Source organism: Vibrio sp. NC2, assembly GCF_025195005.1.
GTDB lineage: Bacteria > Pseudomonadota > Gammaproteobacteria > Enterobacterales > Vibrionaceae > Vibrio > Vibrio splendidus.
Window position 1 is genome coordinate 139168 of the sequence record NZ_JANVFC010000003.1, and the last position, 26117, is coordinate 165284.

General features: G+C 44.6%; 22 protein-coding genes. 13 read left to right on the forward strand and 9 right to left on the reverse strand.

The annotated features are described in order from the left end of the window. Positions 1 to 3: 3 nt before the first annotated feature. Positions 4 to 1221 (reverse strand): ParA family protein, encoded by a 1218-nt coding sequence (locus NX845_RS06005; RefSeq protein WP_065680953.1) that lies wholly within the window; start codon positions 1219 to 1221, stop codon positions 4 to 6. Positions 1222 to 2480: 1259 nt separating this feature from the next. On the opposite strand from NX845_RS06005, the gene NX845_RS06010 reads away from it, so the two are divergent. After that, positions 2481 to 4460 (forward strand): replication initiator protein RctB domain-containing protein, encoded by a 1980-nt coding sequence (locus tag NX845_RS06010; RefSeq protein ID WP_004732568.1) that lies wholly within the window; start codon positions 2481 to 2483, stop codon positions 4458 to 4460. A 421-nt stretch (positions 4461 to 4881) separates the two neighbouring features. Here NX845_RS06010 and NX845_RS06015 read toward each other — a convergent pair whose 3' ends face one another. The 3 genes from NX845_RS06015 to NX845_RS06025 are packed head-to-tail and all read right to left on the reverse strand — an operon-like array spanning position 4882 to position 7190. Further along, positions 4882 to 5427: a transcriptional regulator gene (locus tag NX845_RS06015; RefSeq protein WP_065680954.1), complete on the reverse strand. Its 546-nt coding sequence runs from the start codon at positions 5425 to 5427 to the stop codon at positions 4882 to 4884. Further along, a complete protein-coding gene (locus NX845_RS06020) occupies positions 5424 to 6356 on the reverse strand; it encodes an ATP-binding cassette domain-containing protein (protein WP_065680955.1) in 933 nt (310 codons plus the stop codon). Before NX845_RS06020 ends, NX845_RS06015 begins: the two co-directional genes overlap by 4 nt. 9 nt (positions 6357 to 6365) lie before the next feature. Further along, a complete protein-coding gene (locus tag NX845_RS06025) occupies positions 6366 to 7190 on the reverse strand; it encodes an ABC transporter ATP-binding protein (RefSeq protein ID WP_004732572.1) in 825 nt (274 codons plus the stop codon). Between the two features lie 362 nt (positions 7191 to 7552). Here NX845_RS06025 and NX845_RS06030 point away from each other — a divergent pair, with 362 nt between their 5' ends. Further along, a complete protein-coding gene (locus NX845_RS06030; protein WP_004732575.1) occupies positions 7553 to 7747 on the forward strand; it encodes a PA3496 family putative envelope integrity protein in 195 nt (64 codons plus the stop codon). Between the two features lie 264 nt (positions 7748 to 8011). Further along, on the forward strand, positions 8012 to 8497 hold the full coding sequence (locus NX845_RS06035) for an NADAR family protein (protein WP_065680956.1): 486 nt from the start codon (positions 8012 to 8014) through the stop codon (positions 8495 to 8497). A 182-nt stretch (positions 8498 to 8679) separates the two neighbouring features. Here NX845_RS06035 and NX845_RS06040 read toward each other — a convergent pair whose 3' ends face one another. After that, positions 8680 to 9438 carry an ABC transporter substrate-binding protein gene (locus NX845_RS06040; protein ID WP_065680957.1) on the reverse strand — a complete coding sequence of 253 codons (759 nt, stop codon included), beginning with the start codon at positions 9436 to 9438 and terminating at the stop codon, positions 8680 to 8682. A gap of 88 nt (positions 9439 to 9526) precedes the next feature. Here NX845_RS06040 and NX845_RS06045 point away from each other — a divergent pair, with 88 nt between their 5' ends. Beyond that, complete coding sequence (locus NX845_RS06045) at positions 9527 to 11962, forward strand: hybrid sensor histidine kinase/response regulator (RefSeq protein ID WP_065680958.1); 2436 nt, start codon at positions 9527 to 9529, stop codon at positions 11960 to 11962. 111 nt (positions 11963 to 12073) lie between these two features. Here NX845_RS06045 and NX845_RS06050 read toward each other — a convergent pair whose 3' ends face one another. After that, positions 12074 to 12802, reverse strand: coding sequence for a UTRA domain-containing protein (locus NX845_RS06050; RefSeq protein WP_065680959.1), 729 nt, complete (start codon positions 12800 to 12802; stop codon positions 12074 to 12076). Between the two features lie 211 nt (positions 12803 to 13013). Between NX845_RS06050 and NX845_RS06055 the strand changes: the two genes are divergently transcribed. The 6 genes from NX845_RS06055 to NX845_RS06080 all read left to right on the forward strand — a co-directional run bounded on the left by NX845_RS06055 (position 13014) and on the right by NX845_RS06080 (position 18457). Next, positions 13014 to 14138: an ABC transporter substrate-binding protein gene (locus NX845_RS06055; protein WP_065680960.1), complete on the forward strand. Its 1125-nt coding sequence runs from the start codon at positions 13014 to 13016 to the stop codon at positions 14136 to 14138. A gap of 64 nt (positions 14139 to 14202) precedes the next feature. Then, positions 14203 to 15102 (forward strand): alkaline phosphatase family protein, encoded by a 900-nt coding sequence (locus tag NX845_RS06060; RefSeq protein ID WP_102447323.1) that lies wholly within the window; start codon positions 14203 to 14205, stop codon positions 15100 to 15102. Beyond that, positions 15099 to 15992, forward strand: a complete 894-nt coding sequence (locus NX845_RS06065; RefSeq protein ID WP_102447324.1) for an ABC transporter permease subunit — start codon at positions 15099 to 15101, stop codon at positions 15990 to 15992. Before NX845_RS06060 ends, NX845_RS06065 begins: the two co-directional genes overlap by 4 nt. Then, positions 15992 to 16777 (forward strand): ABC transporter permease, encoded by a 786-nt coding sequence (locus tag NX845_RS06070; protein WP_004732591.1) that lies wholly within the window; start codon positions 15992 to 15994, stop codon positions 16775 to 16777. The genes NX845_RS06065 and NX845_RS06070 overlap by 1 nt, the downstream gene beginning before the upstream one ends. Continuing rightward, on the forward strand, positions 16777 to 17796 hold the full coding sequence (locus NX845_RS06075; RefSeq protein ID WP_017106039.1) for an ABC transporter ATP-binding protein: 1020 nt from the start codon (positions 16777 to 16779) through the stop codon (positions 17794 to 17796). The genes NX845_RS06070 and NX845_RS06075 overlap by 1 nt, the downstream gene beginning before the upstream one ends. Before the next feature lies 1 nt (position 17797). After that, the gene (locus NX845_RS06080) at positions 17798 to 18457 is read left to right on the forward strand and encodes an HAD family phosphatase (protein WP_065680962.1); all 660 of its coding nucleotides are present in this window, start codon (positions 17798 to 17800) and stop codon (positions 18455 to 18457) included. A gap of 75 nt (positions 18458 to 18532) precedes the next feature. Here the strand turns inward: NX845_RS06080 and NX845_RS06085 are convergent, their stop codons facing one another. The 3 genes from NX845_RS06085 to NX845_RS06095 form a co-directional block, all read right to left on the reverse strand. Further along, positions 18533 to 19198: a response regulator gene (locus tag NX845_RS06085; protein ID WP_017094156.1), complete on the reverse strand. Its 666-nt coding sequence runs from the start codon at positions 19196 to 19198 to the stop codon at positions 18533 to 18535. Continuing rightward, positions 19195 to 20565 carry an ATP-binding protein gene (locus tag NX845_RS06090; RefSeq protein ID WP_017061238.1) on the reverse strand — a complete coding sequence of 457 codons (1371 nt, stop codon included), beginning with the start codon at positions 20563 to 20565 and terminating at the stop codon, positions 19195 to 19197. The genes NX845_RS06085 and NX845_RS06090 overlap by 4 nt, the downstream gene beginning before the upstream one ends. A 288-nt stretch (positions 20566 to 20853) precedes the next feature. Next, positions 20854 to 21099, reverse strand: coding sequence for a hypothetical protein (locus NX845_RS06095; protein ID WP_017072318.1), 246 nt, complete (start codon positions 21097 to 21099; stop codon positions 20854 to 20856). Positions 21100 to 21400: 301 nt separating this feature from the next. Between NX845_RS06095 and NX845_RS06100 the strand changes: the two genes are divergently transcribed. The 3 genes from NX845_RS06100 to NX845_RS06110 all read left to right on the forward strand — a co-directional run bounded on the left by NX845_RS06100 (position 21401) and on the right by NX845_RS06110 (position 26112). After that, the gene (locus NX845_RS06100; RefSeq protein WP_065680963.1) at positions 21401 to 23449 is read left to right on the forward strand and encodes a DUF3466 family protein; all 2049 of its coding nucleotides are present in this window, start codon (positions 21401 to 21403) and stop codon (positions 23447 to 23449) included. A gap of 436 nt (positions 23450 to 23885) precedes the next feature. After that, a complete protein-coding gene (hppD, locus tag NX845_RS06105) occupies positions 23886 to 24959 on the forward strand; it encodes a 4-hydroxyphenylpyruvate dioxygenase (protein WP_260256643.1) in 1074 nt (357 codons plus the stop codon). Next, positions 24952 to 26112, forward strand: coding sequence for a homogentisate 1,2-dioxygenase (locus NX845_RS06110; protein WP_260256644.1), 1161 nt, complete (start codon positions 24952 to 24954; stop codon positions 26110 to 26112). Before hppD ends, NX845_RS06110 begins: the two co-directional genes overlap by 8 nt. Positions 26113 to 26117 lie beyond the last annotated feature (5 nt).

Genomic DNA, 26117 nt, shown 5'->3' on the forward strand with positions numbered 1-26117 from the left:
TTGTTATCCCTGATTAAGTGAAGGCCAGTTGCTATGTAATACACGCTCTAATTCTAGAGCACTTTTTTGTACTGCGTCTTGAGCGACAGCCAGAGTTTTCTTACCACCCTCAAAGTCGCTCACCGTTAGATCGAAAACCGTGCTGTAAGTATCTGCACAGGTTTCAAAAGCGCGGCTTCTTGGAATAGTGGCCATCATTACTTGGTCATTCAACAGGTAGTTCATCTCAGTTAATACTGATACCTGCTTCTTGTTGTCGTCTTCAAACATGGTTGGCATTAGACGAACAAATTCGAGCCCTTTCCAGTCGTCCGGGAACATCTCGTACACGGTTGGTAAGTGCTGGAAGAAGTTAACCGTTGAAGCCCAATCCAAACGCTTGGCAGCACATGGAATCAGAAGAGCGTTCGATGCGTACATTGCGTTCCACACTAGAGGGTCTACGTGCGGGCCGGTATCAATCATAATCACATCAAAATCATCAGCAATTTTGTCGATAAGCTTCTCTTTTAAAAGACGAACAATATCAAGTGACTGATCTTGAGATAGGCTTTGCCACGCTTCAGCGTTAAACATCGCGTCTTCTGGGAACGCCGAAATCGTCTTTAGATTCGGATACTGTGTTGGTAATAGTACGTTCTTACGCAAGAATTCAAGGTCAACATCTTGGCCTTCAGGCACATTGTCCAACATGATATCAACAGCAGAATAGATACTGTCGTGCTCTGCACCACTAATTTGTGGGTTTAAGAACAGACGCAAAGAACCTTGTGGATCCAAGTCAATCAAGCAGATACGGTAGCGCTTATCTAAGTTCAAAGACAGACAAGCCGCTAGGTGAACCGCAGTCATTGATTTACCCGTACCGCCCTTTTGGTTCTGCACGTTAATAACCCATGGCTTATTGTCTAGATGCTGCTTACGTTGGTGGAACTTCGGCACTTCAGCTGCGTCCATCAGCATGTGAGCTTCAGTCAATGAAATCGAGTAATGATTGGCGTTGTTCTTTGTAAACTGATGACCATCCGCTTCAAGCTTGTTGATAGCCTCATCCAATTTTCGACGAGTTAAGCCTGAACGCGTCTCCATCATAGCTTTAGACATTGGAGGGAAATGTTCATCACTTCGCTCTTCCAGAATAATCTCAATTCGGTCAGCCTGAACTTGTTGAGTTTGTTCGGCCAGCTGATAGAGCTTATCAATCGTTTGTTCTCTTTTCATTGCCAGTTTCCGTAATGATTAACCTAGAACAAATTGTACAGCGATTAACAACAAACACAACAAAAACATGAACATACATTTATGAGTAAAATCACATAAAATAGACTGTATTTTTACAGTTTGATGAAAAATAGGCTTAGATGAACACAAAAACGTCTATTTTTATCACCGCTAACAGTGCTATTTCCGGCTTACATTTAAAATGTTACATCGTCACTTATTTACAATGTAAATGTAATTCCAACAAATAAACTTCGGAACGATTGAAATACAACCATAGATTACGGTTGGTGTGATTTGCATTCGAATTTGTCAGATTTTCAATAAAAAATAACCAAACAGACTAAATAGACAAAAAATTCAAAGTCGAAGTAAAAATCGAGTGTAATAAAACAAAAGAGAATTGGAACCTATCCGGAAGAATGATCATGGAGCACATCAACAGTTAGATAATTGACAGGGCCAAATTATGAAGCATGATCAAGGCCTAAACTCACCAATATTGATCGGAGTAAGTGCATGTTAGAAATGATCAACTCACGGAAAAATGATCAAGTAAATATCGTTCCGGAAGCATATAAATATAGAGCTAACTTACGGACAAATGCTTTTGCAATGGGGATTCAAGCTCTATAAGGCCTTATTGCTTGGAAATTCAATCGACACGGATTACAAATACAGAAACATGACAATTTCATGATCATGCTTCCTGATTTATGATGTATCGAGCTAAAAACCCCCAACCAGTGATTATGGAACCAATACCGATTGAATTTTGAACGCCAAAGGGGAAAAACGATGTAAAAGGGGCATTACTTGATCATTGTTCCGATGAATTGGCTGTCAAAAATATCCACATAGGTGACTTAGAAGCCGCTTAATACAACTTGATCAATTACGGACTGTGGATAAGCTGTATAAGCATAATGATCATGCTTTCGAACCGATAATGATCATGCTTACAATGACTTAATGATCATCGTTCTGAGGTTCTGTGATCATGCTTTCTTTAATTTAATGATCATCGTTTCGAGTTCTTTATGATCATGCTTTCCAATCGGATTTTTTTTAACACTTATAATTCATGCACTTAAAAGCAAACTCACAGCCAGATCATTAGATCACTTAATCATTTAAGATCATATTAATCAAAAAGATCAGTTATTTAAAAGCCAATAAATTCTCTTTATTTATGATCATTCTTTCTTTATCATTCAGGAACTATAGTGAAATTACGGCTAGTGTGATACGGATCAAAAATGAAACCAGAAGAGAAATTGTTAATTAAGGCACGAAGCCACAAAGATGGTCATTTATTTGAGGTATCTGAAACAGCCGTTGAATGGATAGAACAATATCAACACTTCAAAGGGGTCACCAAAAGCATCGTTGAGCTTCTTAACCTAATTTCACTACGTGGGTTTAGCAGCAAAGATGGATACGTCTCCACCACCGAGATTATTGAATCAACTGATGGTCAAGTGACTCGCGCCGCCTTGCAACAAAGGCTGAGAGCCGCTGTAAGTATTGGTCTGTTCAAACAAATCCCAGTTCGTTTTGAAGAAGGCCTCGCGGGTAAAACCATGTTGCATCGCTTTGTGAACCCAAACCAATTGATATCGGTACTGGGTGCCACCAGTTTAGTGACAGAAAGCGTCAAGCAAAATGAAAAGCAGAAGCGTTCTAAAGCACTAGCTCAAACCAAAGTAAACAAGCGCTTACTGAATGAACATGGACTGAATACACCACCGACGATGAAAGACGAAGCGGATCAATTCATTGTTTCTCCAACCAATTGGGCGGGGATTATTGATCAAGCGTTGGCGCCACCTAGAACACGTAAGAGTTACCAGAAATCTATGGTTTCGATCTCTGGCACTCGAGCGGTGATCGAGACACGATCTTCTAAAAACATCATGACGGTTGACGATCTGATGACGCTGTTCGCGTTATTCACGCTTACTGTTCAATATCATGATCACCACCAAGATGATTATCATCTCGACGCGAAACACACACCGAACAAAACCCCACTCTACATCACTGATATTTTGTCTTTGCGTGGCAAGAAAGACAGCGGTCCTGCACGCGATTCGATCCGTGACAGTATTGATCGTATCGAATTTACGGATTTCCAACTGCACGAGCTCACGGGCCGTTGGCTTAGCGAGAACATGCCAGAAGGCTTCAAGAGTGATCGTTTCCGATTCTTAGCTAGAACCATTACGGCATCAGAAGAAGCGCCTACAGAGGGCTCTGATGGCGAAATTCGCATTAAACCGAACCTGTATATCCTTGTCTGGGAACCTTCGTTCTACGAAGAGCTGCTGACGCGTGATTATTTCTTCCTATTTCCGCCAGAAATCCTGAAACAACATACCTTGGTCTTCCAAATGTATTCGTACTTTAGAAGCCGTATGGCACGTCGCCACTCAGATTGTATGTTACTGAGCGAGCTGAACCAGAAGTTGGCTCGTAATATCGATTGGCGTCGCTTCTCGATGGATTTGATCCGCGAACTCAGAAAATTGGGCGAAGTAGGGGATCAAGAAGATACCTTCCTGGTGAATCTTTGGGGTTATCACTTGACGATCACGGCGTTGATCGAAAAAGGAAAAACCACCGATTATCAGGTTGATATCAAATGTAATGTCGAAGAGGTGTTGCGTTATTCAAGAGCGCGTACCACCAACGCCGGTAAGCGTAATATGGCACCGACGTTACCGAACCCGCTGCGTAACGAGATGGTGTCTAAGCAGAAGCTGGAAGAGCTGTCTGAGATTATCGATGGTGAGTTTGAACCAATTCAGCGCAAAGCTCCGTCGCCAAGAGGCAAATTGGGACGTCGAGTTAAGCAGCGTAAACACTCTGTTGAGATCAACGCTGATGAGATCATGATTACTCTCTCTAAATATACCTCCACAGAGGCTCTAGAACGCAGTATAACGGCTTTATCTGCTATGACCGGGCATTCACATGCCTCAATCAAAGAAGAGTGCTCAGAGCTCATTGAGAAGCTTGATTGGTTGAGAGTCGGGGAGGATGTTATCCCATACGAAACACTGAGTCGCTTAATTGAGCTGTACAACGACCGTGACAGCACCAGCAATCGACACCTGTCCATTGAACGTTTGATTTCTGGTTTGGCTGTGCGTCGTAAAGTGTGTAAACAAGTTCACGAAGGTCATTTGGACGAGAATGTGTTTCTAGCGCTCGATGAAATGGCGATTGGCCATTAATCATGAGGGCGTGTTGATCTTTCGAGCTGATTTTTGCAGTAGAAATACCCATTACCAAGAAGCCCGAATTTACGGTCGATGAATGGATAGTTTGAACACATTAGGTGCTGATTAAAATCGCACCTAACGCTGACAAAGTTCTGACAATGTAACGCATCCAGTTGATTATTATTTATCCCGAATAGACAACCTTTGTCCTTTCTTATGATTAATAGATTGGCTCATATTTTGTTACATCATACTGAATAGATTTTTGCGAGTTCCTAAGGGACTCGCTTTTTTTTGCCTGAAATTCAGTCAATCATTAAAATTCAATAGCTTACATAATTAAACGCCGAAGCATGATCAAGGCCAGATCATGTTTTCTACGGATCTAGCTCTGATGAGATTTTGATTTGATGTTTGATCGAGAAGGGCTTGATCAGTGGAGATGGCTTTGAATGCTGCCTTGATCATAGTTTCGGGGATGGGTTGCCATAAAGCGTACATGCGATTCGATCAATTTCTCTGATTCTGCTTTCCAACGTGGTTCTTGCTGTTGGTTCGTAAACTCCAAAGCCAATACACACAAGTGTTGTAGCCGCTGCGTACACCACTCTTGCAAGTCAGGCTCTGATTTTGGGTCGCATGACACGGCCCGCAGCTTGCTATAGGCAAACATCAGGTATTGATAGGCCTTTTCTTGATTGTGCGAACCACCAGCCTCGTTTGAGAGCGATGATACGCTTGATGCTGCAAACTTTGTCGATGTCGTCAGCGTTCCGTCTTTATATCGATAAAACGTAAAGATTCTCAGGCATCCGTCTAGCCAACATGCGATGCCTTTGCTCTGCTCATCCGTGATCATTGGCCCCCAGAGTGCATCTGGAGGCGTTAAGATCAAAGGTTCTAACCGGTCCACTTGATCATGCTTTCGGTCTTTGTACCAATCTCCGATCCGCTCTAACCAAGTGTCTAGTTCATTCATGCAACGTTATCCCACTGTTTTACAAAGTGATTATCAGCAACTTGCTTGATTTCATGCTGTATTTCACAGCTCTGCTCTCGAATTCGATCTGCGTTTATTGAATAGTTTGGCTCATTTTTGACGAGTTCGCCAAATGGCAGATCGGGATCGGGAACGGCAGAGATCAACAGTTTAGTGTACGGATGTTGTGGATTGGTTAAGATCGACTGTGTTGATCCCCATTCGACGATCTGCCCTTTGTACATCACCGCCGTTTCTTCTGCTATGTAGTGTGCCGTGGCGAGATCATGGGTTATGTACAAAAAGCCAATCCCCAACTCTTTCTTCATTTTTTGCATCAGGTTTAACACGCCAAGTCGTATTGAAACATCCAACATCGAGGTAGGTTCATCGGCAAGGATAACCTCTGCACCGACTGCGAGCGCTCTTGCTAGATTAACCCGCTGTCTTTGGCCACCACTGAGCTCATGAGGGTATTTGGCTAGAGTTTCAATGGGTAACTCCACCAGCGTTAATAACTCTTTGAGACGCTCTGTGAGAGCCTGTTTCGTGGCAACTTGCTTATGGATTTTAAGCGGGCGCGTTAAGTGGTGCTCAATGGTGTGAGTTGGATTAAGTGAGCCAAATGGGTCTTGAAATATCATTTGTACACGGCTGCGGTAATCCAAGATATCTTTGCGGCTTTTTAGGGTAGAGATGTCTCTGCCATTGAACAGTATCTCTCCCTCTGTCGGTGGGTAAACCTTGGTCATCAATCGGGCGCAGGTGCTTTTCCCGCAGCCTGATTCTCCAACCAGCGCCAATGTTTTACCGGCATGCAAATCAAAACTCACCCCATGTAGGGCTCTAAAGATCGCTTCTTTGCCAAATCCACCGCCGACGGTGAACTCTTTAACGAGGTTTTTCACTTGAAAAATAGGTTGTGACATGGAGCTCTCCTAGCACGTAGTCGCGTGCGCATGTTCGTGAATGTTAGGGAAAGAACTCCATAGCTTTTGGGTGTAGGAGTGCTGAGGGTTGTTACGAATCTCATAGGCTTGGTTGATTTCAACGATCTGGCCGTGGCGCATGATGGCAATGCGGTCACATAGTTGGCTCATTAGTGCCAGGTCATGGGTGATGAACAATATCGAAAACCCAAACTCTTCTCTGAGTTGGTGTATTTGCTGCAGAATTTCGCGTTGTACAACCACATCAAGCGCCGTTGTCGGCTCGTCCATGATGATCAATTTGGGATTGAGGGCGAGCGCGATGGCGATGACTAAGCGTTGACGCATCCCTCCGCTGAACTGATGCGGATATTCGGTGAGGCGGTTACGAGGAATGTTTACAAGGTCGAGGAGCTTCTCTGCGCGGTCTTTAGCTTGTTCGTTGGTCATCCCTTTGTGATGACGTAAAACATCAGCGAACTGCTCTTCAATGGTCAGTACGGGATTGAGTGAGTTCATCGCACTTTGGAACACCATGGCGATTTCGCTCCAACGCAAGGTGTTCAAGTGGTCGTCAGATAAACCGAGCAGATCTTGCCCGTTGAACAGTATCTTCCCTCCAGAGATGAAAGCAGGCGGCTTGTGTAAACGGTTAATGGCAAACGCGATGGTACTTTTTCCGCACCCTGATTCGCCAGCCAAACCAAAAATCTCGCCTTGGCCTATGCTAAAGCTTACGGATTTTACGGCATTAAAATCACCGTCATCGGTGATGTAATCGACACATAGATTCTTCACTTCGAGAAGTGGTTTATCTGAATTTTCCCTAGACATGATAAATACTCATTTATGATATTGATAACTATTATCATTAACATGAAGTGAATTTAGTGAAAGCGATGAGCACAAAAAGAATGAAGTGCCTCGAAATTTATCTTGGGTTATTTCACGAAATTTCAGTGGGAAACAAGAAATGAGAACGGGGAAAATGAGAGGTGGATCAAACCACATTTCTTATGGGGAATCTTGTAAATGTAATTGCAGAAAATGGCTTTGGCAAAGTTTAAATGAGGCATTTATTAATTAGCTTTGTGAAGCGTCGGAATCATCACATTTCAGTACAGAATGTCTTAACAAGTGAAATAGCATTTGCTACAGATTACCTGTCCATTACATGGTGCTTTTCGGAGGAAAACATGTCCATTAATTCTATCAACCATGATGAAATGACAAATATTGCAAACAAGTGGGATGCTGAAGAAGAAGTATCTTTCAAGCCAGAAAAGAAAATGAAGTCCGCTGAAGCTCGTCGTCGTATTGAAGCTCTAAGAGAAATTAGAGAAAGCGGTTTTAGTCTGGAAGAAGCGAGGGAACTAGGTCTTATTCACTAATGACCCCTATTGCATTTAAGAGGGTGGCGCACCGCCACCCTTTGATTTATATAACTTTTTAAAGGGCTATGAGTTTTTTATAAGTAAACCATGCTCCTTGTCTCCCACCATTTAAATCCATCGTCCCGCCTTTACATTGCTTGTTCCCGACTAAAAACATGCTCATGGCATACTCTTGAACTAAGTTGTTTGACAGTAATATGCGACGCCACTAATTTTAAAGTTAAAGCAAAAATATGCGATGTCGTTGGTAAGGAGAAGGCTATGTCTAATTCTGTGGCTCAAGCTAAAGAAGTGCTGTTTTACGAACCCGAAGACCCGAACGGATACCTGTCAAATTTTGCCGCTTGCCCTATCAAGGTGGGTGATCAAGTTTGGGCAACCAGCGAACATTATTATCAAGCGATGAAGTTTGCCTCCGAAGCGCTACGCAATACCATTTTGGAAACCAGTACCCCTGCCGAAGCGTTCTCTTTAAGTCGTGATTATGAAGACCAAGTTCGAGAAGATTGGTATGACATTCGTGTTGAAGTGATGCAGTTCATTGTGACTGAGAAGTTCAGACAGAACCCACAGTTTGCGCTGTTTCTTACCAATACCGGAGATTCGGTGATCAAAGAGCATTCTCATAAAGACCATTTTTGGGGCGATGGTGGTGATGGAACTGGTGAGAACCGCTTAGGTGAAATTTTGATGGCGGTGCGACAACAGCTTCGTAATCAACAACTGCATTTGATTGCTTCGCACTAACCTATCGAGTACAAGTTCAAAGATAGTTTCCCTAAACGTTAAATTTTAAAGGCCGCTCTGCAATTTAGTACTAAGCTAGACTAAGCAGAGCGGCCTTTTCGTTGCAAGTCGAGCTAAGGTGACTAAGAGTAGAAAAGTGCTCTACAACGTCAACTAGGCGCTATTACAGATAAACGAAGAATCTATAAGTACCCTTGCACGATGTCATCGAGCTGACCATCGTCTTTCATTTGGTCGAGACGTTGGTTGATGAAGCTTTGCAGCTTAGGATCCATCTCAGGGTCAAACGCCAAATGGATAGGGTAGTTATTGATCACTGAACCAAACTCTTGCATCTGATAATCATCAATACTTAACTTTTGCTCGTTTAGGTTGTATTTGATTCTCGATTCCATCTCAACAAAAACGGTATCACCAGGCGTTCGGTTTAATACACGAAAAGCCGCGCTGTAATCTTTAACTCGAATCTCGTTGAGCTTACCTTGTTTGATGTAAGGCTCTAGGTTTGGATATTCGAATCCCACCAGCAAGACCACCGCTTTTCCGTCTAAATCGTCGATAGTATTGAACTCAAATGGTTCCTTACCGCTACTCAGTAACACGTGTTTTACATTGTAAATCGGATCTTTAGACAGGTTTACAGATTGGATATTTCCCCAACTAGGACTGCCGTAAGTTACCCAGTTTGGATTCTCTCTCGCGTCGAGCTTGTCAATCATGCGGTTGAAAGGGTAGGTGTGGTAATCGACCTCGTATTGGCTGTCATCAAATACGGCCTCAACAATATCCGAAACCATTCCTCTGTGAGATGACCCGTCAGTTTCGATCTGAAAAGGTTGCGCTTGGCTCGCAATAATGTAGTAGTGAACAGGTTCGCTTGCAAAAGCATAACTGCTTGAAAACAAACTGACTATGGATGCAAATATAAGATGTTTTTTCATAACCTTCCCTAGTTATTTGATGAATGACTACTATTATACTAGTTGAGTAATTGTAGTTTGCTAGGATAACAATAATGGTAATTTGTGTATGGTGACAAAAGGAAAACGCTATATTGGACTCTCCCGACAGTTGATCGGGACTATCATAGCAATCAGCACCCTATTCACAGTTATAGTGACAGGTCTAGGGTTGTATGTGGAGTACCAAAGTCGAGTTTCTTTTATCAGTTCTCAGATCGAACAGGTTAAGGCTGGCTACCTTTCGGGTTTAACGTCCAGTTTGTGGGTTGAAGATCGAGAGCAACTGTTTGTGCAAGCCGAAGGTATCTCCCGCCTACCCTCGGTTAGTTACCTTCTTATCGAAAGTCCCGATGAAAAAATTCTAGAATTAGGTCAAAAGACCGCAGGTCAGTCTTATTCCCAGTCTTGGGAAATGGTGCACCAGATGGGGGGGACAGATTTCCCATTAGCGACGCTCACGGTGCAATCTGATTTGAGCATGATCCTCAACGACTTTGAAGAACGAGTTCTACTATTGCTCGCCTTCGAAGCCGTTAAAATCTTCTTATTGTCTCTGGTTTGTTTAACGATTGTCTATCGCCTCGTGGTCAAACGCTTAATGACTATGTCTTCCCAGATCAACCAGCAACAGGTCGAAGACAACAAACCACGCTTCATAACGCCAACCGATTCTACTTACAGAGACGAGATCTCGACACTAGAGAGTAGCTATAACCAGTCGGTTGAACGTATTCGTCAACAATACCAAGAACTGGAAAAAGCCAAAGATGTCGCTGAGGTTGCCAACCGCAACAAGAGTGAATTCCTTGCCAACATGAGTCACGAGATCCGGACTCCAATGAATGGCATCATCGGGTTATCGTCTCTACTTTCTGAAATGGATATGCCGAAAGAGCAAAAAGAGTACATCAACATGCTCAATACCTCTTCGCTTACGCTGCTCGACCTTATCAATGACATCTTGGATTATTCGAAGATAGAAGCGGGGCGACTAGAACTGCAACAAGAACCGATGAAAATGATGGGTATTGCTGCCGATGTTGAATCGACGTTTAGAGTTAAAGCCGAGCAGAAAGGGCTCAGATTCCAACTGGCGATTGATCCTAAGATCCCAACTATGGTGATTGGCGATGGCACCCAGCTAAGACAAGTACTGAATAACTTGGTCGGTAACGCCATCAAATTTACCGAGCATGGTCATGTCACACTCTCACTTCGCTTGGAAGAAGTCATAGAACCAAAACAAAAGCTCAGAGTGAAATTTGAGGTGACTGACAGCGGTATAGGTATTGCAGAAGACAAACAGAAATCGGTGTTCGATAAGTTTCAACAAGCCGACGGCAGTACCACGCGTATTTACGGAGGCACAGGGCTTGGTTTAACGATATGCGAGAAGATCGTGACATTGATGGGCAGCAAGCTTGAGCTAACCAGTGTCGTAGGCAAGGGGAGTACATTCTACTTTACCGCTGACTTTGACCCGAGCCTGGACGTTGACGAAAGCAATATCGATTTTAATAAAGTTTCGGTGCTTCTGGTTGATGATAGTCAGCTGAATATGCGTATTACCTCAACACAGCTTCAATCATTCGGCGTTAAGTCTGAGTGTTGTGAAACCGCCACCCAAGCGTTAGAGCTTGTTTCAGAGTCTGTGGCTAAGTCATCACCCTATGATCTAGTGCTGATAGACAAAGTGATGCCATCCGTTGATGGCTTTCAACTGGCGAGAAGCTTAGTTGAACGCTTTGGTAGCGAGTGTCCTAAATTAGTGATGATCTCCGCTGACCCTAGAAAGCAAGATGAGGCTCGCGCTAAACAAGTGGGTTTTGTTGCCTACATAGCTCGTCCTTATCAAGATAACCAACTTAAATGGACGTTGAGTGAAGTCCTCGCGAGAGCAGCGGATACCTCAAACTTTACTTATCCAAACAGAGGTGAGGTCGCGTTCAAAGACAATGAACCTGTACCATTAACTAAACCTGCGAGTTCTGCTGAAGCTACACCAACTGTCTCTGTTAAAACCAGAAAAGTAGATAAGCAAGATCCAATTCAAGCAGAGTCAAAACCTGTCGCGGTTGCTGGAGAATTTAGTGGTACGGTATTGGTCGTTGAAGACTCGCGAGTAAACCAGCAAGTTGCCAAGATGATGCTCAAGAAACTTGGCTTTGAGGTTGATATTGCCGATAACGGTGAGATTGGTGTCGAGAAATTCCAGGCCAACGAATACGAGATGATTTTTATGGATTGCCAGATGCCAGTTCTTGATGGCTTCGAAGCCACTAAACAGATCCGAGCGTTAGAAGAGGGCTCTTCACAACATATTCCAATCGTCGCACTCACGGCCAACGTTGTGCAGCGAGACAAGCATTTGTGTTTTGATGTGGGTATGGATGAGTTCTTACCAAAACCGGTTAATCAAGGAAAGCTGAGAGAGATAGTTGCCAGTTTTTTATCTAAAGAAACCGATTCGACCAAAGAAGAAGATGAGCAAAAGATTGTTTAGTTAGTGCCTCATTAAACGTAACCGTTGAAAATAAAAACTCCGACTGAATCAGTCGGAGTTTTTGTATGTGCTCGCTTTTTTTCCTAAGCCTAGGCAAATGGTTACGTGACGCTAACCAATACTATCAATATGAATCACCACAGAATCGGGTCGCCAGTATTCCAACTCGCAATCCATTAGTTCACCGTCCTGTTTGTAGTTCACCCGGCAGATCTTTAGAACGGGCTGGCCCTCTGCCAAATTCAATGCCTTGGCGACATGCGCAGGGGCAGAGGTGGGTATCACATCAAAGCGCGATCGTTTGGTCTCGTAGCCGTATTTTTCTCGGTAGATGCCTGTCAGCGACATAGTGAGGTTTTCTGACAACACCTTTTCAAATAGAGGCGCTTTCAAGACGTTTTCAACGAACAGCACTGCTCTGCCATCAATAAAACGCAAGCGCTCAATCACGTGTATTGGCGTTATCTGTTCTATTTCTAATGCTTTGGCGTAATCGCCCGCGGCCATCTCTGTGCGGGTGCTCAGCAGCCTTGTTTCTGCAATACGATGTTGTTCGCGAATCATTTGATGAAAGTGAGAACGAGACAATGGGTTATAGCGAATTCGTTCGGGTGACACATACCAGCCTCGACGCTCTTCTCTGTATATCAGACCTTCGGTTTCTAATGACACCAATGCATCTTTGAGCGTGATTCGTGTGGTGGAAAACAGCTCGCTAAGGTTTCTTTCGGATGGCAGTTTTTGCCCTTCAATGAAGATACCTGATTGAAGCTGCTCTCGAATACTCGCCTTAATTCTTCCTAACTGTGTCCCTGATTGCCCGGTGCCCAATGTTCTCATTACTGATCTAGTCCATAAGTTCGTGTGCTTAATAAGGTAAACCATGGAGTTAACAGGAATGTGACAGTAAACAATGGCTTACTGTCATATGAGTGAAATATAACTGCCACGTAAATGCACTCGAACTGTCAAATAACTTACGGTAAACCGTCACATTCCGGCTATAGCATACAAAACGAACTTACTGACCTAGTCCAGAAGGATAGAGACAATGAAAACTTTGCTTAGCCGTTCAACTGTATCGCCAAGAAAATTGATGGGTTCACCTACAAAGCTAATAGGCACAACCGCTAAATTGATTGGTGTAACAGGACTTACGGCAACACTTTCAATGCCAGCGATGGCGAAGGATGCTGATCTTGAGTCACTGATTGAAGCCGCTCAAAAAGAGGGTGCAGTTTACAGTGTGGGTATGCCAGACAGTTGGGCAAACTGGAAAGGCACATGGACTGATCTGAAAGCAAACTACGGTTTGAAGCATCAGGATACCGATATGAGCTCGGCTCAAGAGATCTCGAAATTTGAAGCAGAGAAGAAAAACGCAACCGCTGATATTGGTGATGTGGGTTTTGCATTTGCACGTGTGGCAGTGAAGAAAAACGTCACTCAGCCATACAAACCAACCACTTGGAATGACATTCCAGACTGGGCAAAAGACAAAGATGGTCACTGGGCTCTGGCTTACACTGGCACCATCTCTTTCATTTCCAACAACAACCTTGTTGAAGATGCGCCGAAAACTTGGAGTGACTTACTAGAAGGTGACTACAAAGTCACAGTCGGTGACGTAGGCGTAGCAGCGCAAGCAAACAACGCGATTTTAGCGGCTGCATTTGCTAACGGTGGTGACGAGTCAAACCTAAAACCGGCGATTAAATTCTTTGGTGAGCTAGCGAAGCAAGGCCGTCTGTCTTACACCGACCCAAGCATCGCGAATCTTGAAAAAGGCGAAGTGGAAGTGGCAATCATGTGGGATTTCAACGCACTGAATTACCGCGACAAGATTGACCGTGAGCGCTTTACCGTCAGCATTCCACAAGATGGTTCAGTGATCTCTGGTTACACCACCATCATCAACAAATACGCGAAAAACCCGAACGCGGCGAAGTTGGCTCGTGAATACATCTTCAGCGACCAAGGCCAAATCAACCTAGCAGAAGGTTACGCACGCCCTATCCGTAGCAGCGTTACGTTACCTAAATCAGTACAAGACAAGCTGATCTCGAACGAGCAATACAGCAACGTTCACCCAGTGACTGACTTCTCAGCATGGGAAAAATCAGCACGTCGCCTACCACGCCAATGGCAAGAAAGCGTATTGATTCACCAGCAATAACCCCGCTTAACAACACGCCACCTGTAACAGGTGGCTTATAGAAACAAGCAATAGAGATTAGACCATGAGCAATAAGGTTATCCTTGTTGTTCTAGATGGACTGAACTATCAGGTAGCCCGTGATTGCATGGGCTACCTGAACGGTCTTCTAGAACTAAGTGATATGCAGACAAAACAGGGCGATTCGCACAATGAACAGAGCGATTCGTACAATAAAAAGAGTACTTCGCAGAGCACGCAAAAAAATAAGCTGCGCGCCACGCTTTACCCTGTGCAGTGCGAACTGCCGTCTATGTCACGTCCACTGTATGAGTGCATCCTGACCGGTGTTCGCCCTGTCGAGAGTGGCATCGTCAACAACCAAATCGTGCGTTTGTCGAATCACGAGTCGATCTTTAGCTTGGCGAAGTCGCAGAACAAAGTGACGGCAGCTGCGGCTTACCATTGGGTGAGCGAGTTATATAACCGAGCGCCATTTGATGCAGTACGCGACCGTTTCACCAATGATGAAAGCATGAACATCCAACATGGTTGTTTCTACCACTGGGATCACTACCCAGACGAAGCCTTGTTCTTGGATGCAGAGCATCTGCGCGTCACTCATCAACCTGATTTCTTATTGATTCACCCAATGAACATTGACGACATGGGACACAAGCATGGGCTGGATTCTCGCCAGTACCGTAATAGTGCTCGTGGCGCGGATATCTACCTATCGAACTACCTTGAGAAATGGGTAAATGATGGTTATCAAGTGATCATCACCAGTGACCATGGCATGAACAATGACTTGTCTCATGGTGGCATTCTGCCTGAAGAGCGTGAAGTGCCTTTCTTTGTGATTGGCGATAAGTTTACACACCAAGAATGTTCAGTGAAACAGACCGACATCTGCGGCAACGTCTGTCAGCTACTCAACCTTGAACACGATAAATCTTACACTCAGGAATTGTTGGCCCTATGAGCAGTTCTGTAATCACGCAGACCGATGGCTCTGCGCTTAAACCCAAAACCAAATCTTTGTTTCAACGCTTCAAGCCCGCTTTGTGGCTTGCGCCTTTCGCGCTGTTTTTCTATCTGTTCCAACTGGCACCGATGGTTTGGGTGCTGATCAACAGCTTCTTCTATGACGACGAACTCTCTCTCGAAAACTATTCTGAAATATTCGATTCTGCCTTCATGATGCAGGCCTTCGGTAACAGTTTATGGCTGTCGATTTGGTCGAGCATTATTGGTTTAGCGATCGCGACTCTGCTCGTTTCTTCACTGCGCCGCGTTGATTCTAAAATCCGCGATGCGGTGATCGCGTTTACCAATATGAGCAGCAACTTTTCTGGTGTGCCTTTGTCGTTCGCATTCATCATCATCTTGGGCACCAATGGTGCGATTACCTTATTGCTCAAGCAGTATGGATTGCTGGGTGATTTCGACCTTTACGGCAAGTGGGGCTTGCTGGCGATCTACATCTACTTCCAGATCCCATTGGCGGTGTTGTTGCTCTATCCAGCGTTTGATGCTCTGAGTGACGACTGGCAAGCCGCTTCGGCACTGCTTGGCGCGAAAACTTGGCAGTACTGGACCAAAATCGCGCTGCCTGTGCTATCGCCTGCCTTGTTTGGCACCTTCATCATCTTGATTGCTAATGCGATTGGCGCCTATGCGAGTGTGTATGCGTTGACCTCGGGCAACTACAACGTGATTACGATTCGAATCGCGAGCTTGGTATCAGGCGACTTGTTCTTAGAACCCAACCTAGCCGCCGCAATTTCTGTGATTCTGATGGCGATGCTGGCCTTCATCACTGTGATTAACCAATGGCTGATCAGCAAAAGCTACGCAGGGAAGAGAAAGTAATGAACACCGTCAATACTCGCTTTCATAAAACGGTTGTCTATTCGATTGTCGGCATCATGATGATCCCGATCTTAGCGACCTTTATCTACTCGATCTCTTCTCGATGGGGCGCAACGATCCTGCCGGATGGCTTCACGTTAGATTGGTACATCAACCTGCTGACCGATCCTCGCTTCTTACAAGCCTTTGGCCGCTCACTGTTTATCTGTGTGGCTGCGCTGTCACTGAGTGTGGTGTTGGTTCTACCTGCGATTTTTGTGGTGTTTTACTATTTCCCGAAGCTCGACAAAGTAATGAATATCCTAATCTTATTGCCATTCGCTGTACCGCCAGTAGTGTCATCGGTTGGTTTACTTCAATTGTATGCAGACAGTGAAATCTCACTGATAGGCACGCCGTGGATTTTGATTGGCACCTACTTCACCATCGCGTTGCCATTCATGTATCGCGCGATTGCCAACAGCTTTGAAGCGATTAACTTGCATGACTTGATGGACGCAGCACACCTGCTCGGCGCAAGCACCACCAAGGCGTTCTTATTGATTATTCTGCCAAACCTTAAGAAAGGCTTAATGGCGTCGCTGTTCTTATCGTTTTCGTTCCTATTGGGCGAGTTCGTGTTCGCCAACATCTTGGTAGGAACACGCTACGAGACACTGCAAATCTACCTATACAACATGCGTCAAACCAGTGGTCACTTCACGTCAGCCCTTGTGATGACGTACTTCCTGTTTATTTTCTTACTGACTTGGTTGGCAAGTCGTTTCAGCCAGGGAACCAAATAATGAGCTATGTAAATGCGAAAAACCTCACCAAGAGCTTTGGTGACAATACAGTGTTTGAAGACATTCAATTTTCAATTGAGAAGGGTGAATTTATTACTCTGCTTGGCCCAAGTGGTTGTGGTAAATCAACTCTACTGCGCAGCTTGGCTGGCCTGAATCCTGTCGATGGTGGCGAGATCTGGGTCAACGGCGAAGAGATCACCCACCAAGTGCCGCAACAGCGTGGTATCGGCATGGTGTTTCAATCTTATGCCCTGTTCCCGAACATGACGGTTGAAGGAAATATTGCGTTTGGCCTGAAAATGAAAAAGCTTGCTGCTGACGAGATTAAGCGTGAAGTCGCGAAAGTGATTGGGCTGGTGGACTTAACGGGCAAAGAGAAGTTCTACCCGCATCAGTTATCGGGCGGTCAACGCCAGCGTGTGGCCTTGGCAAGAGCTTTGGTGGTCAAGCCGCGTATTTTGTTATTAGATGAGCCGCTTTCGGCGTTGGATGCGAAGATCCGAAAGCACCTACGCCAACAGATCCGAGATATTCAAAAAGAGATGAACCTGACCACGATCTTCGTGACCCACGATCAAGAAGAAGCGATGATCATGTCTGACCGTATTTTCTTGATGAACAAAGGCGAGATCGTACAAGCGGGGACACCCGAAGAGATCTACACTCAACCAGCCAATGAATTTGTGGCTGGGTTCATGGGGCACTACAATTTGGTGCAAGCGAACAAGGCTAAGCAGTTGTTCGATATTGAAACCGAGTGGAAGGTGGCGATTCGACCTGAATCTATCTACGTTAAAGAGCAAGGCCGACAGTATGGCGAACACATCTCTGCGCCGAAAACGGGTACCATTCGCAACCATCAGCTCTTGGGCAACGTGATTCGCTACCAAGTCGACGTTGATGAGTGTGAACTGACGGTCGACTTGCTTAACCGCTCCTCTGAGCGACTGTTGGCAAACGGCAGCCAACTTGAACTCCTGTTTAACCTTAACGAAATTCAACCTGTGAGAGCCTAAGATGTTCAAACCTTTGTATGTATTTGATATGGACGAAACGCTGATCAATGCCGATGCAGCGATGCTTTGGAATGAGTTCTTGGTTGAAAAGGGCATTGCTACTGCGCCTAACTTTATCGAAGAAGATAAGCGCTTAATGGGCCTGTATTCGGAAGGCAAACTGAACATGGAAGATTACCTAGCATTCTCCATGCTGCCTTTAGCCGACATGCCAACAGAGCAAGTTACAGCATTGGTCGAAGAGTGTGTTGAACAGCATATTTTGCCTAAGCAGTTTAAGCAGTCTAAACCCTTGATTGAGCAGCTAGATCGCGACAACATCGATATGTTGATCATCTCTGCTAGCGTGACTTTCTTAGTAGAAGCCGTGGGTCGTAAGGTGGGTATCGAGAATGCACTCGGTATCGATTTAGTAGAAAGCCAAGGTCGTTTTACGTCTGAAATCTTAGGTGTGCCAAGTTACCGAGAAGGTAAAGTGACTCGCTTAAAAGAGTGGTTAGATAAACAAGAAACCAATTACTCAGACATCCACTTTTATACGGATTCAATCAATGACTTACCTTTGTGTGAACACGCTGATTTTGCCTATCTGGTGAATCCGTGTCCGCGTTTAAAAGCAATAGCCGATCAACCGAATTGGTCGATTCTCGACTGGGATTAACGCTGATCCCATCTTTGAATTATGTTCGCTTTAGAACGAAAAAAGCCGCTGATGAAAGCGGCTTTTTGATTCGTATTATTCTATTTCTAGTTTGTAACCTATCCCGTAAATGGATTTGATGTAGTCACATTTTTCATTTATCGAGACCATTTTTTTGCGTAAGTTTTTAATATGGCTATCGATAGTGCGATCACTGACCACTCTTCTATCGTCGTAGATTTTATCAATCAATTGATCGCGACTATAAATGCGGCCAACATTTTGATAGAGAAGGTGTAAAAGCCGAAACTCAGCTGGCGTTAAACTTAGCTTAATACCACATAGGACGGCGGTCATACTCAATTCATCAATATCAATGGCGTTCGTTGTTGACGTGGCTTGGGGCTTGTTGGAACGGCGCAAAATATTTTTCACCCTCACAACCACTTCTCTCGGGCTGTACGGCTTACATATATAATCATCTGCACCCAGTTCAAGCCCAACGAGTCGATCAATCTCTTCGACCTTGGCTGTCGCCATAACCACTGGGATGTCACTGAACGTTCTCAGCTCTCGATAAATATCCAACCCGTCTCGATTGGGTAGCATGAGGTCGAGAATAATGAGTTTAGGCGATGCTTGCTTTACCCAGTCAATGACAAGGTTACCATCGATAATATGATGACTTTCAAGGCCAGAGTGCTCTAAGTACTCACACAGTACACTTGCTAATGCAGGCTCATCTTCGACGACTAAAATCACGATTTTATTTCCTTTGGTAACGCTATGATGATTCGTAGTCCACCCAATTCTGAGTGGTCGGCAGTAATGTGTCCTTGGTGCGCTTCAACGATATTTTTACAGATAGATAAGCCAAGCCCAGAACCGCCACTTGATCGACTGCGCGATTTATCAACGCGGTAAAGCCTCTCAAACAAACGCGGAAGTGATGCATCAGGTACACCTGGATCACTGTCTTCAACGTTGATAATAATACTATCACTAATGTCGGTAACATCTATCGATACATGCCCATTATCGCTAGTGTATCGTGCGCTATTTTCCAACAGATTCACAAACAGTTGTGTCAGTAATCTCTCATCACACGAGGTAAACAGTGGGGCTGAATGGTCATAGTGCTTTGTTAATGTGATGTTTTTTTGTTCTAAACGGATCGAGTTTTGAACGATCACAGAATCAATCAGTTTATGTATATCAACGTTGTTTTTAACATTGAGGTTAAATCCGATGTCATACAGGGAGAGTTGGTGAAGATCCTCAACGAGTTGACCCAACGTGATGATTTGTTGATGTAACGAGTCGATGTATTTTGGTTCAGGTGATCGAATACCGTCTTGTAGCGCCTCTAGTTCACTTCTAAGCACGGTGATAGGCGTTCTAAGTTCATGTGAAATATCTGATAACCACTGTTCTCTAAGTGTTTTCTGTTTTCTTAGTGTCTCGACAACACCGTTGAATATTCCGATGAGATCAGACAATTCATCATTGCCGCTTTTTTTAATGTAGAAATCGAGATCGCCATTTTCGATAGATTTGGCACCTTTCGACAAAGCACGCAATGGTTTCAAAAATCGCCTAACAAGAAACAAAGAGATAAGGAATGAAAGTAACACGGTAATCGATGCGATAGTGCTTACATGCGTCGTTTGTTGTTTGAAAAAGCTTTCTGCTAAAGGCCCTGATATTTCATCCATCTGGACGATAGAGATATACCCAATAACTTGATCATCCAGTGTTATTTCGACTAGCGCTTGATGCTGACCATCTTCAAGGTGATGTAGGTTTTCAGGCGGTCCAATTATGGCTCGCCCGTCTTGATCTAAAATGTTGAGTCGTTGCCAAATAGGTTGAAGGCCTGGCGCTTCCGGCTCTCTTAATGGTGGTGGCGATGGGTGTCTGTCACGAGGATGTGGTCGTGAGGGGCCGCCAATGCTACTGGCGATTAAATGTGGTTCACGCTCTAGCCGCCTCCATTTTTCGGAAGGTGAGTAATATTGCTTTAAGTTATTGGCGAGTTCTTGAGCTAGGGCAATCTCATTATTATTTGTGAAATCTTGGAGCCCTCTTTGAAAACTGGAGTTAATAAAATAGGTCAGTACAAAGAGCATGGTCACGCACACCATTAGTATTGAAACAAACAGTTTGGTGAAAATTGATATGCGCACGTTCTCTCCAGAAATTAAAGTGAATTAAGACGATAGAGTGAGTTAAGACAATAAAATGAGATAAACCAATATTAGCCCTCGATCGTGTGGGAAATATGGACATTGATTTCTTTATTCATCTTAGGCCATGTATAAGCACTCTTTTGTTAGAAACGAATAGCGAGCTGACAGGGGGCTATACCCCATCAGCTCGCATTGAATTATCACTATTTTAGGATAACCCTCTAACAATTATTGACGTCTTGGTGGTGGTGGCGGAACTTCCTCTTCCGATAGACCACCGCTTCCATCTGCGTCTAGTTTATCAAAGTCATCGGCGAGTGGACCTCTGAGCTCTTCTAATTGTAATTCGCCATCACCGTTTGCATCCATTTCTTCAAAGCTTGGCATTTCTCTTGGGCCTTCACGGCTTTCAGCACACGCTTGAAGCGCGAATGTCGATGTCAGTAAAAGTAATGCCGTCGTGATTTTGTTCATCATTTAATTCCTATTCGTAACCAAATATAAGTGTAATTCTTTGACGCAAATAGGTTAGCGATCAAATTAGCAGAGAAAATGGATAAATCTAGGAGATGAAAGTTAGCGCTTAACTTTATAAGAGCATCAGATCATTAGCCCATCAAGTCAGGTTGTTTAAACCTCCATTGTTTCTACATAGTTTCCACATTTTCTATTTTTATCCTAGTCAACTATTGAACTCATGAATTTAATGCCTTTAGCAATAAAGGCAGAAAGCTATCGTTGGTATTGAAATGGATTATTTTTTAGGAGCCGTAGAATGAAGGCAATGGTAAAAAAATCAGTCGTTGTCTCTTCTACGTTGTTGGTTGCTTCTTATAGTAACGCTGCGCTTTATAGGGTGGTTTTAGAGGAGTCACCAGTAGAAACGGAATCGGTGTATGGAGTCGCAGTTGAACCAGAGCTTGGTGCAACGGATTGCTTTAGTACCAGTTGTGGTGACACCGACTACGCATTCGCAGGGGAAGCTCAAAATGCAGAACCAGGTTTTTCCTTTAAAGAGGAGGTCCCCTTTGGTATCGATAACACGTTCTACTATTTGGATTATGACGATATCTATAGCTACTGCACGAGCGAACTTGGCTACGCGACTTGTGAAGCTTGGAGTTCTTTATTGTGGTATGGCGATGATGATGCGGGCATTGGAGGCTTGAAAAATGAGCGTGATGCGTATTACGGGCTGAGCTATCAGACGAATTCCACGGCTTTTTATGACTCTTACTCATTAAGTGAGATCCCCGATGTCGGTAGTAACTCACCTGATGTGAGCAGTTATAGTTATTCTTTTGTTGATGGAACAGAGGAGAAGGTCATCACTAAAGTTGACGAGAATGGTTTTGTTCTTGGTAACACCAGCAGTGGTTACTACAGTTATAACAACCAATATATTCAGTTGTATAGGCAGCGTGGTTACTACGATACAGGCACTGAATTTACGGTTCTCCAACCTGAAGCCGATACCAGCATTACGATCAGCGATGCTGACGGCGAAGCGAATATAATATCCCAAATGGGAAGAACGATGGCTTTTGACTCTTTCAGTTATGGAGGGGAAAGCTATGTGGTCGGAAGCGCGTCCGTTGCGACTTTTTATTACAGTGATGGATACAAAGATTATGACTCTCCGTACACATCCGACAGTGATGCTGAGGATCTAGATAATTGTATCGATGAAGATATTGAGCCTGCTTTATATCCAGAGTGTCAGAACTTTGCTTTTGCTAATCGAGCTTTTGTCTGGAATATAACCGATGCGAATGGTCCCAATGATGATGGAAACCGTTTTGCAGTATCCGATTGGGAAACCAGTTCGACCTATTACTCTTACAACGATGATGAAGCTTCAGCACAAGCGAGTGTGAGGGCTGCAACGATTTCGTCTAGAGGGACATATAGCTCTTATCCTGTTTTAGTTGGTTACAATACGGAACTAGATGATTCAGATAACTTTCTTATGCAGGCTGCTGTGTTTAGGCCAAGCAGTACGTCAAATTTCAGCGTTTCGGAAAATGCTTGGACGACTACATTTATCGCTAATGCGACGGTAGAAGTGAGTGATTCATACATTCACAGTAATTCTGTCGCAACAGACATTAATGAAAACATGATGGTTATTGGTTATGCAAAACGAGATGGTGATTATCCGTCGGATCGTGTGTCTGATAATCGTATGTTCGTCGCTGATGCGAATGACACAACGCCAACAGCCACATTCTTCGCAAGTTTAGGTGAAGATATTTTCTTTGACAGTGCAGAGGGAAAAGCAAGTGAGATCAACAGCTACAATGAAATCGTTGGCTATGTTGACGCCGAAACTCACGCTGAAGTAGACGGCCATGAAAGAAGGCATCGCGGCTTCATTTTCCCTTATAACGACACTGGTACCGATGCTGATAGACGTGCAAGATATAATGATCAAGCTTGGTGGTTAGACGACCTAACTAACGGTGGTGACGACAGTGATGCCAACAACCACTTTAGAATATTGGACGCAACCGATATTAATGACGCGGGTGTTATCTCAGGGACGGCAATACAATGTTTTGCGAGTGAAAGTAGCTCCTCTTCTATGGCTTATGATTCAACCGCACACTTTGCTTATTGTAATGATGGAGTAGGTGACGAGAGGGTGGTGGCTGTAAAACTTATCCCGATATCTGGAGCAACAAGTGAAGACATTGCTGAAAGAAGTGATGATAGCGCTGAAGATGTTGAACGTAGTGGTGCCGGTACCGGGCTATTGGTGCTTATCAGTTTAATGTCTGTGCTTTCAGTTCGCTTGAAAAAGTCTCGTTCTGTGATTGCCTAAATTGATGACGTGCTCACGAGAGAAACAACCTCTATTTGACCATCCACCATTAAAGTAATGGGTTAGGTTTGATACTTCGTCCCATAAGAATACCGCTGGGATATGAAGCTTTTTAAAAGAGCATCACCTGTTTTGTGATGCTCTTTTTACGTTCAACATACACTTATCTCTTTCTGCTTTAGCCAAAAAATCACTTGTAACAATTAAGTAACATCTCTTGCTTTGCTGTAAATCAAACCATCACTCTTCAATCCCTTGATAGCACTCACTTTCCTGTTGTAAGGGTTTGTGTGTAACAATTATTTTACAATTTGACGGGTTTTTAGCGTTATTGCCCATTTCCTTCGATGCATTCCAATCTTTCCGCTTGTGGGCCAAATTTAATTAAGGACAAAAATCACGTAATACAAAACCAATAGGTACAAGGAGAAAGTTCATGGTGGATACATACAACCCGCTTGGCACGGATGGATTCGAGTTTGTTGAATACACGGCCGTTGACCACAAGGGGATTGAGCAACTTAAAGCACTGTTTGTGTCACTTGGTTTTGCTGAGGTCGCCAAGCATCGCTCAAAAGAGGCTTGGCTGTATCGACAAGGTGACATCAACTTCATCGTTAATGAACAACCGCACAGCCAAGCGGAAGCGTTCGCTAAAGTGCATGGGCCATCGGTCTGTGGCATGGCTTTTCGTGTCAACGAAGCGACAGCTGCAATGGAACAAGCGTTTAAGGGCGGTGGTGAAGAGTACAAAACAGAAATAGGGCCGATGGAACTGAGCATTCCTGCCATTTACGGTATCGGTGAAAGCCTGCTCTATTTTGTGGATCGTTATGGCAAGCAGAGCATCTATGACGTCGATTTCCGATTCTATGACGATGCGGAGCAGCGCATGGCCGAAGCCAATGTTGGCTTGTATGAAATCGACCATCTCACGCACAACGTGAAACAAGGCAATATGGATGTATGGTCTGGGTTCTATGAGCGTCTTGGCAACTTCCGTGAGATTCGCTACTTCGACATTGAAGGCAAGCTGACAGGCCTTGTAAGCCGCGCCATGACCTCACCGTGTGGCAAAATCCGTATCCCTGTCAATGAGTCTTCCGACGACAAATCACAAATTGAAGAGTTCATTCGTGAATACAACGGCGAAGGTATCCAACACATCGCACTCGCCACCGATGATATCTACAAAACCGTGAAGACTCTGCGTGATCGCGGCATGGACTTTATGCCAACTCCTGACACCTACTATGAGAAAGTTGACGATCGTGTGAAAGGCCACGGGGAAGACACTGATTTGCTGCGCGACCTGCGTGTTCTGATTGATGGCGCACCGACCAAAGACGGCATCTTGCTGCAAATTTTCACGCAGACCGTAATCGGGCCTGTGTTCTTTGAAATCATTCAGCGTAAAGGCAATGAAGGCTTTGGCGAAGGTAACTTCAAGGCGCTGTTTGAATCGATTGAAGAGGACCAGATTCGTCGAGGAGTATTAGACGATGCATAAATGGATCTCGTTTCCTCATCGGGAGGGGGTGTGCTCTAAACAAGCGCATGCCGACTTCCCCGAAGAGGCAATTTATGAGCGAGAGGCGGGCCGAAGTGGATTCTTCGGCCCTGCCGCTCATTTTCATCACCAACATGCCCCAACAGGTTGGTCGGAGTGGGAGGGCGATCTGCGCCCTCGCGCTTTTGATTTTACGCTGGTGGAAAAAGCCAGCCAGATAACCCCTTGGGCGGTGCCTCATCTTTTGCACAATGCGGACTGCAAAATTCGTGTGTGGCGCATGGATGAGAAGATGGATTTCTTAGTGCGTAATTCCGACGGTGATGAGCTGCTGTTCATTCATCAAGGCAGCGCCGATCTCTATTGTGACTATGGTCATCTAGCGGTGAGTGAAGGGGATTACGTGATGATCCCGCGCTCGACCAACTGGCGCTTAGAGCCAAGTGAGCCGATGTTCATCTTGATGATTGAGAACACCGACGCGGCTTACTCCCTGCCAGAGAAAGGTATGGTCGGTAATCACGCGGTGTTTGATCCGGCGGTGCTCGACATACCTTCAATCAACGATCAATTCCGCGCTCAGTACTCAGAAAATCAAACTCAGGTTCAGGTGAAACGCCACGACAAAGTCAGTGTGATCACCTATCCGTTCAATCCATTGGATGTAATTGGCTGGCATGGCGACTTAGCGGTGGTGAAAGTGAATTGGCGCGATATCAGACCGCTGATGTCACATCGTTACCACTTGCCACCGTCTGCACACACCACCTTTGTTGGCGCAGGCTTTGTGGTGTGCACTTTTGTGCCGCGCCCGATTGAGAGCGACCCAGGTGCATTGAAAGTGCCGTTCTACCACAACAATGACGACTATGACGAAGTACTCTTCTATCACGCTGGTGACTTTTTTAGCCGCGACAACATTGAAGCGGGCATGGTGACCTTCCATCCGGCTGGTTTTACGCATGGGCCTCATCCAAAGGCCTTCAAGGCTGGGCAAGCGCACAAGAAGAAGTTTACCGATGAAGTGGCGGTGATGATCGATACTCGCCATGCGCTGCAGTTCTCTGAGGAACTCGATAGCGTTGAAAACAAAGAATATGTCTACAGTTGGCAAGACTCTGGTTTGAAAGAAATGGCTGACGATAAGAAATAAGGGAC

Coding starts and splice junctions, on each gene's coding strand:
- NX845_RS06005 (WP_065680953.1), bottom strand. CDS start 1,221: ATGAAAAGAGAACAAACGATTGATAAGCTCTATCAGCTGGCCGAACAA.
- NX845_RS06010 (WP_004732568.1), top strand. CDS start 2,481: ATGAAACCAGAAGAGAAATTGTTAATTAAGGCACGAAGCCACAAAGAT.
- NX845_RS06015 (WP_065680954.1), bottom strand. CDS start 5,427: ATGAATGAACTAGACACTTGGTTAGAGCGGATCGGAGATTGGTACAAA.
- NX845_RS06020 (WP_065680955.1), bottom strand. CDS start 6,356: ATGTCACAACCTATTTTTCAAGTGAAAAACCTCGTTAAAGAGTTCACC.
- NX845_RS06025 (WP_004732572.1), bottom strand. CDS start 7,190: ATGTCTAGGGAAAATTCAGATAAACCACTTCTCGAAGTGAAGAATCTA.
- NX845_RS06030 (WP_004732575.1), top strand. CDS start 7,553: ATGTCCATTAATTCTATCAACCATGATGAAATGACAAATATTGCAAAC.
- NX845_RS06035 (WP_065680956.1), top strand. CDS start 8,012: ATGTCTAATTCTGTGGCTCAAGCTAAAGAAGTGCTGTTTTACGAACCC.
- NX845_RS06040 (WP_065680957.1), bottom strand. CDS start 9,438: ATGAAAAAACATCTTATATTTGCATCCATAGTCAGTTTGTTTTCAAGC.
- NX845_RS06045 (WP_065680958.1), top strand. CDS start 9,527: ATGGTGACAAAAGGAAAACGCTATATTGGACTCTCCCGACAGTTGATC.
- NX845_RS06050 (WP_065680959.1), bottom strand. CDS start 12,802: ATGAGAACATTGGGCACCGGGCAATCAGGGACACAGTTAGGAAGAATT.
- NX845_RS06055 (WP_065680960.1), top strand. CDS start 13,014: ATGAAAACTTTGCTTAGCCGTTCAACTGTATCGCCAAGAAAATTGATG.
- NX845_RS06060 (WP_102447323.1), top strand. CDS start 14,203: ATGAGCAATAAGGTTATCCTTGTTGTTCTAGATGGACTGAACTATCAG.
- NX845_RS06065 (WP_102447324.1), top strand. CDS start 15,099: ATGAGCAGTTCTGTAATCACGCAGACCGATGGCTCTGCGCTTAAACCC.
- NX845_RS06070 (WP_004732591.1), top strand. CDS start 15,992: ATGAACACCGTCAATACTCGCTTTCATAAAACGGTTGTCTATTCGATT.
- NX845_RS06075 (WP_017106039.1), top strand. CDS start 16,777: ATGAGCTATGTAAATGCGAAAAACCTCACCAAGAGCTTTGGTGACAAT.
- NX845_RS06080 (WP_065680962.1), top strand. CDS start 17,798: ATGTTCAAACCTTTGTATGTATTTGATATGGACGAAACGCTGATCAAT.
- NX845_RS06090 (WP_017061238.1), bottom strand. CDS start 20,565: ATGCTCTTTGTACTGACCTATTTTATTAACTCCAGTTTTCAAAGAGGG.
- NX845_RS06095 (WP_017072318.1), bottom strand. CDS start 21,099: ATGAACAAAATCACGACGGCATTACTTTTACTGACATCGACATTCGCG.
- NX845_RS06100 (WP_065680963.1), top strand. CDS start 21,401: ATGAAGGCAATGGTAAAAAAATCAGTCGTTGTCTCTTCTACGTTGTTG.
- hppD (WP_260256643.1), top strand. CDS start 23,886: ATGGTGGATACATACAACCCGCTTGGCACGGATGGATTCGAGTTTGTT.
- NX845_RS06110 (WP_260256644.1), top strand. CDS start 24,952: ATGCATAAATGGATCTCGTTTCCTCATCGGGAGGGGGTGTGCTCTAAA.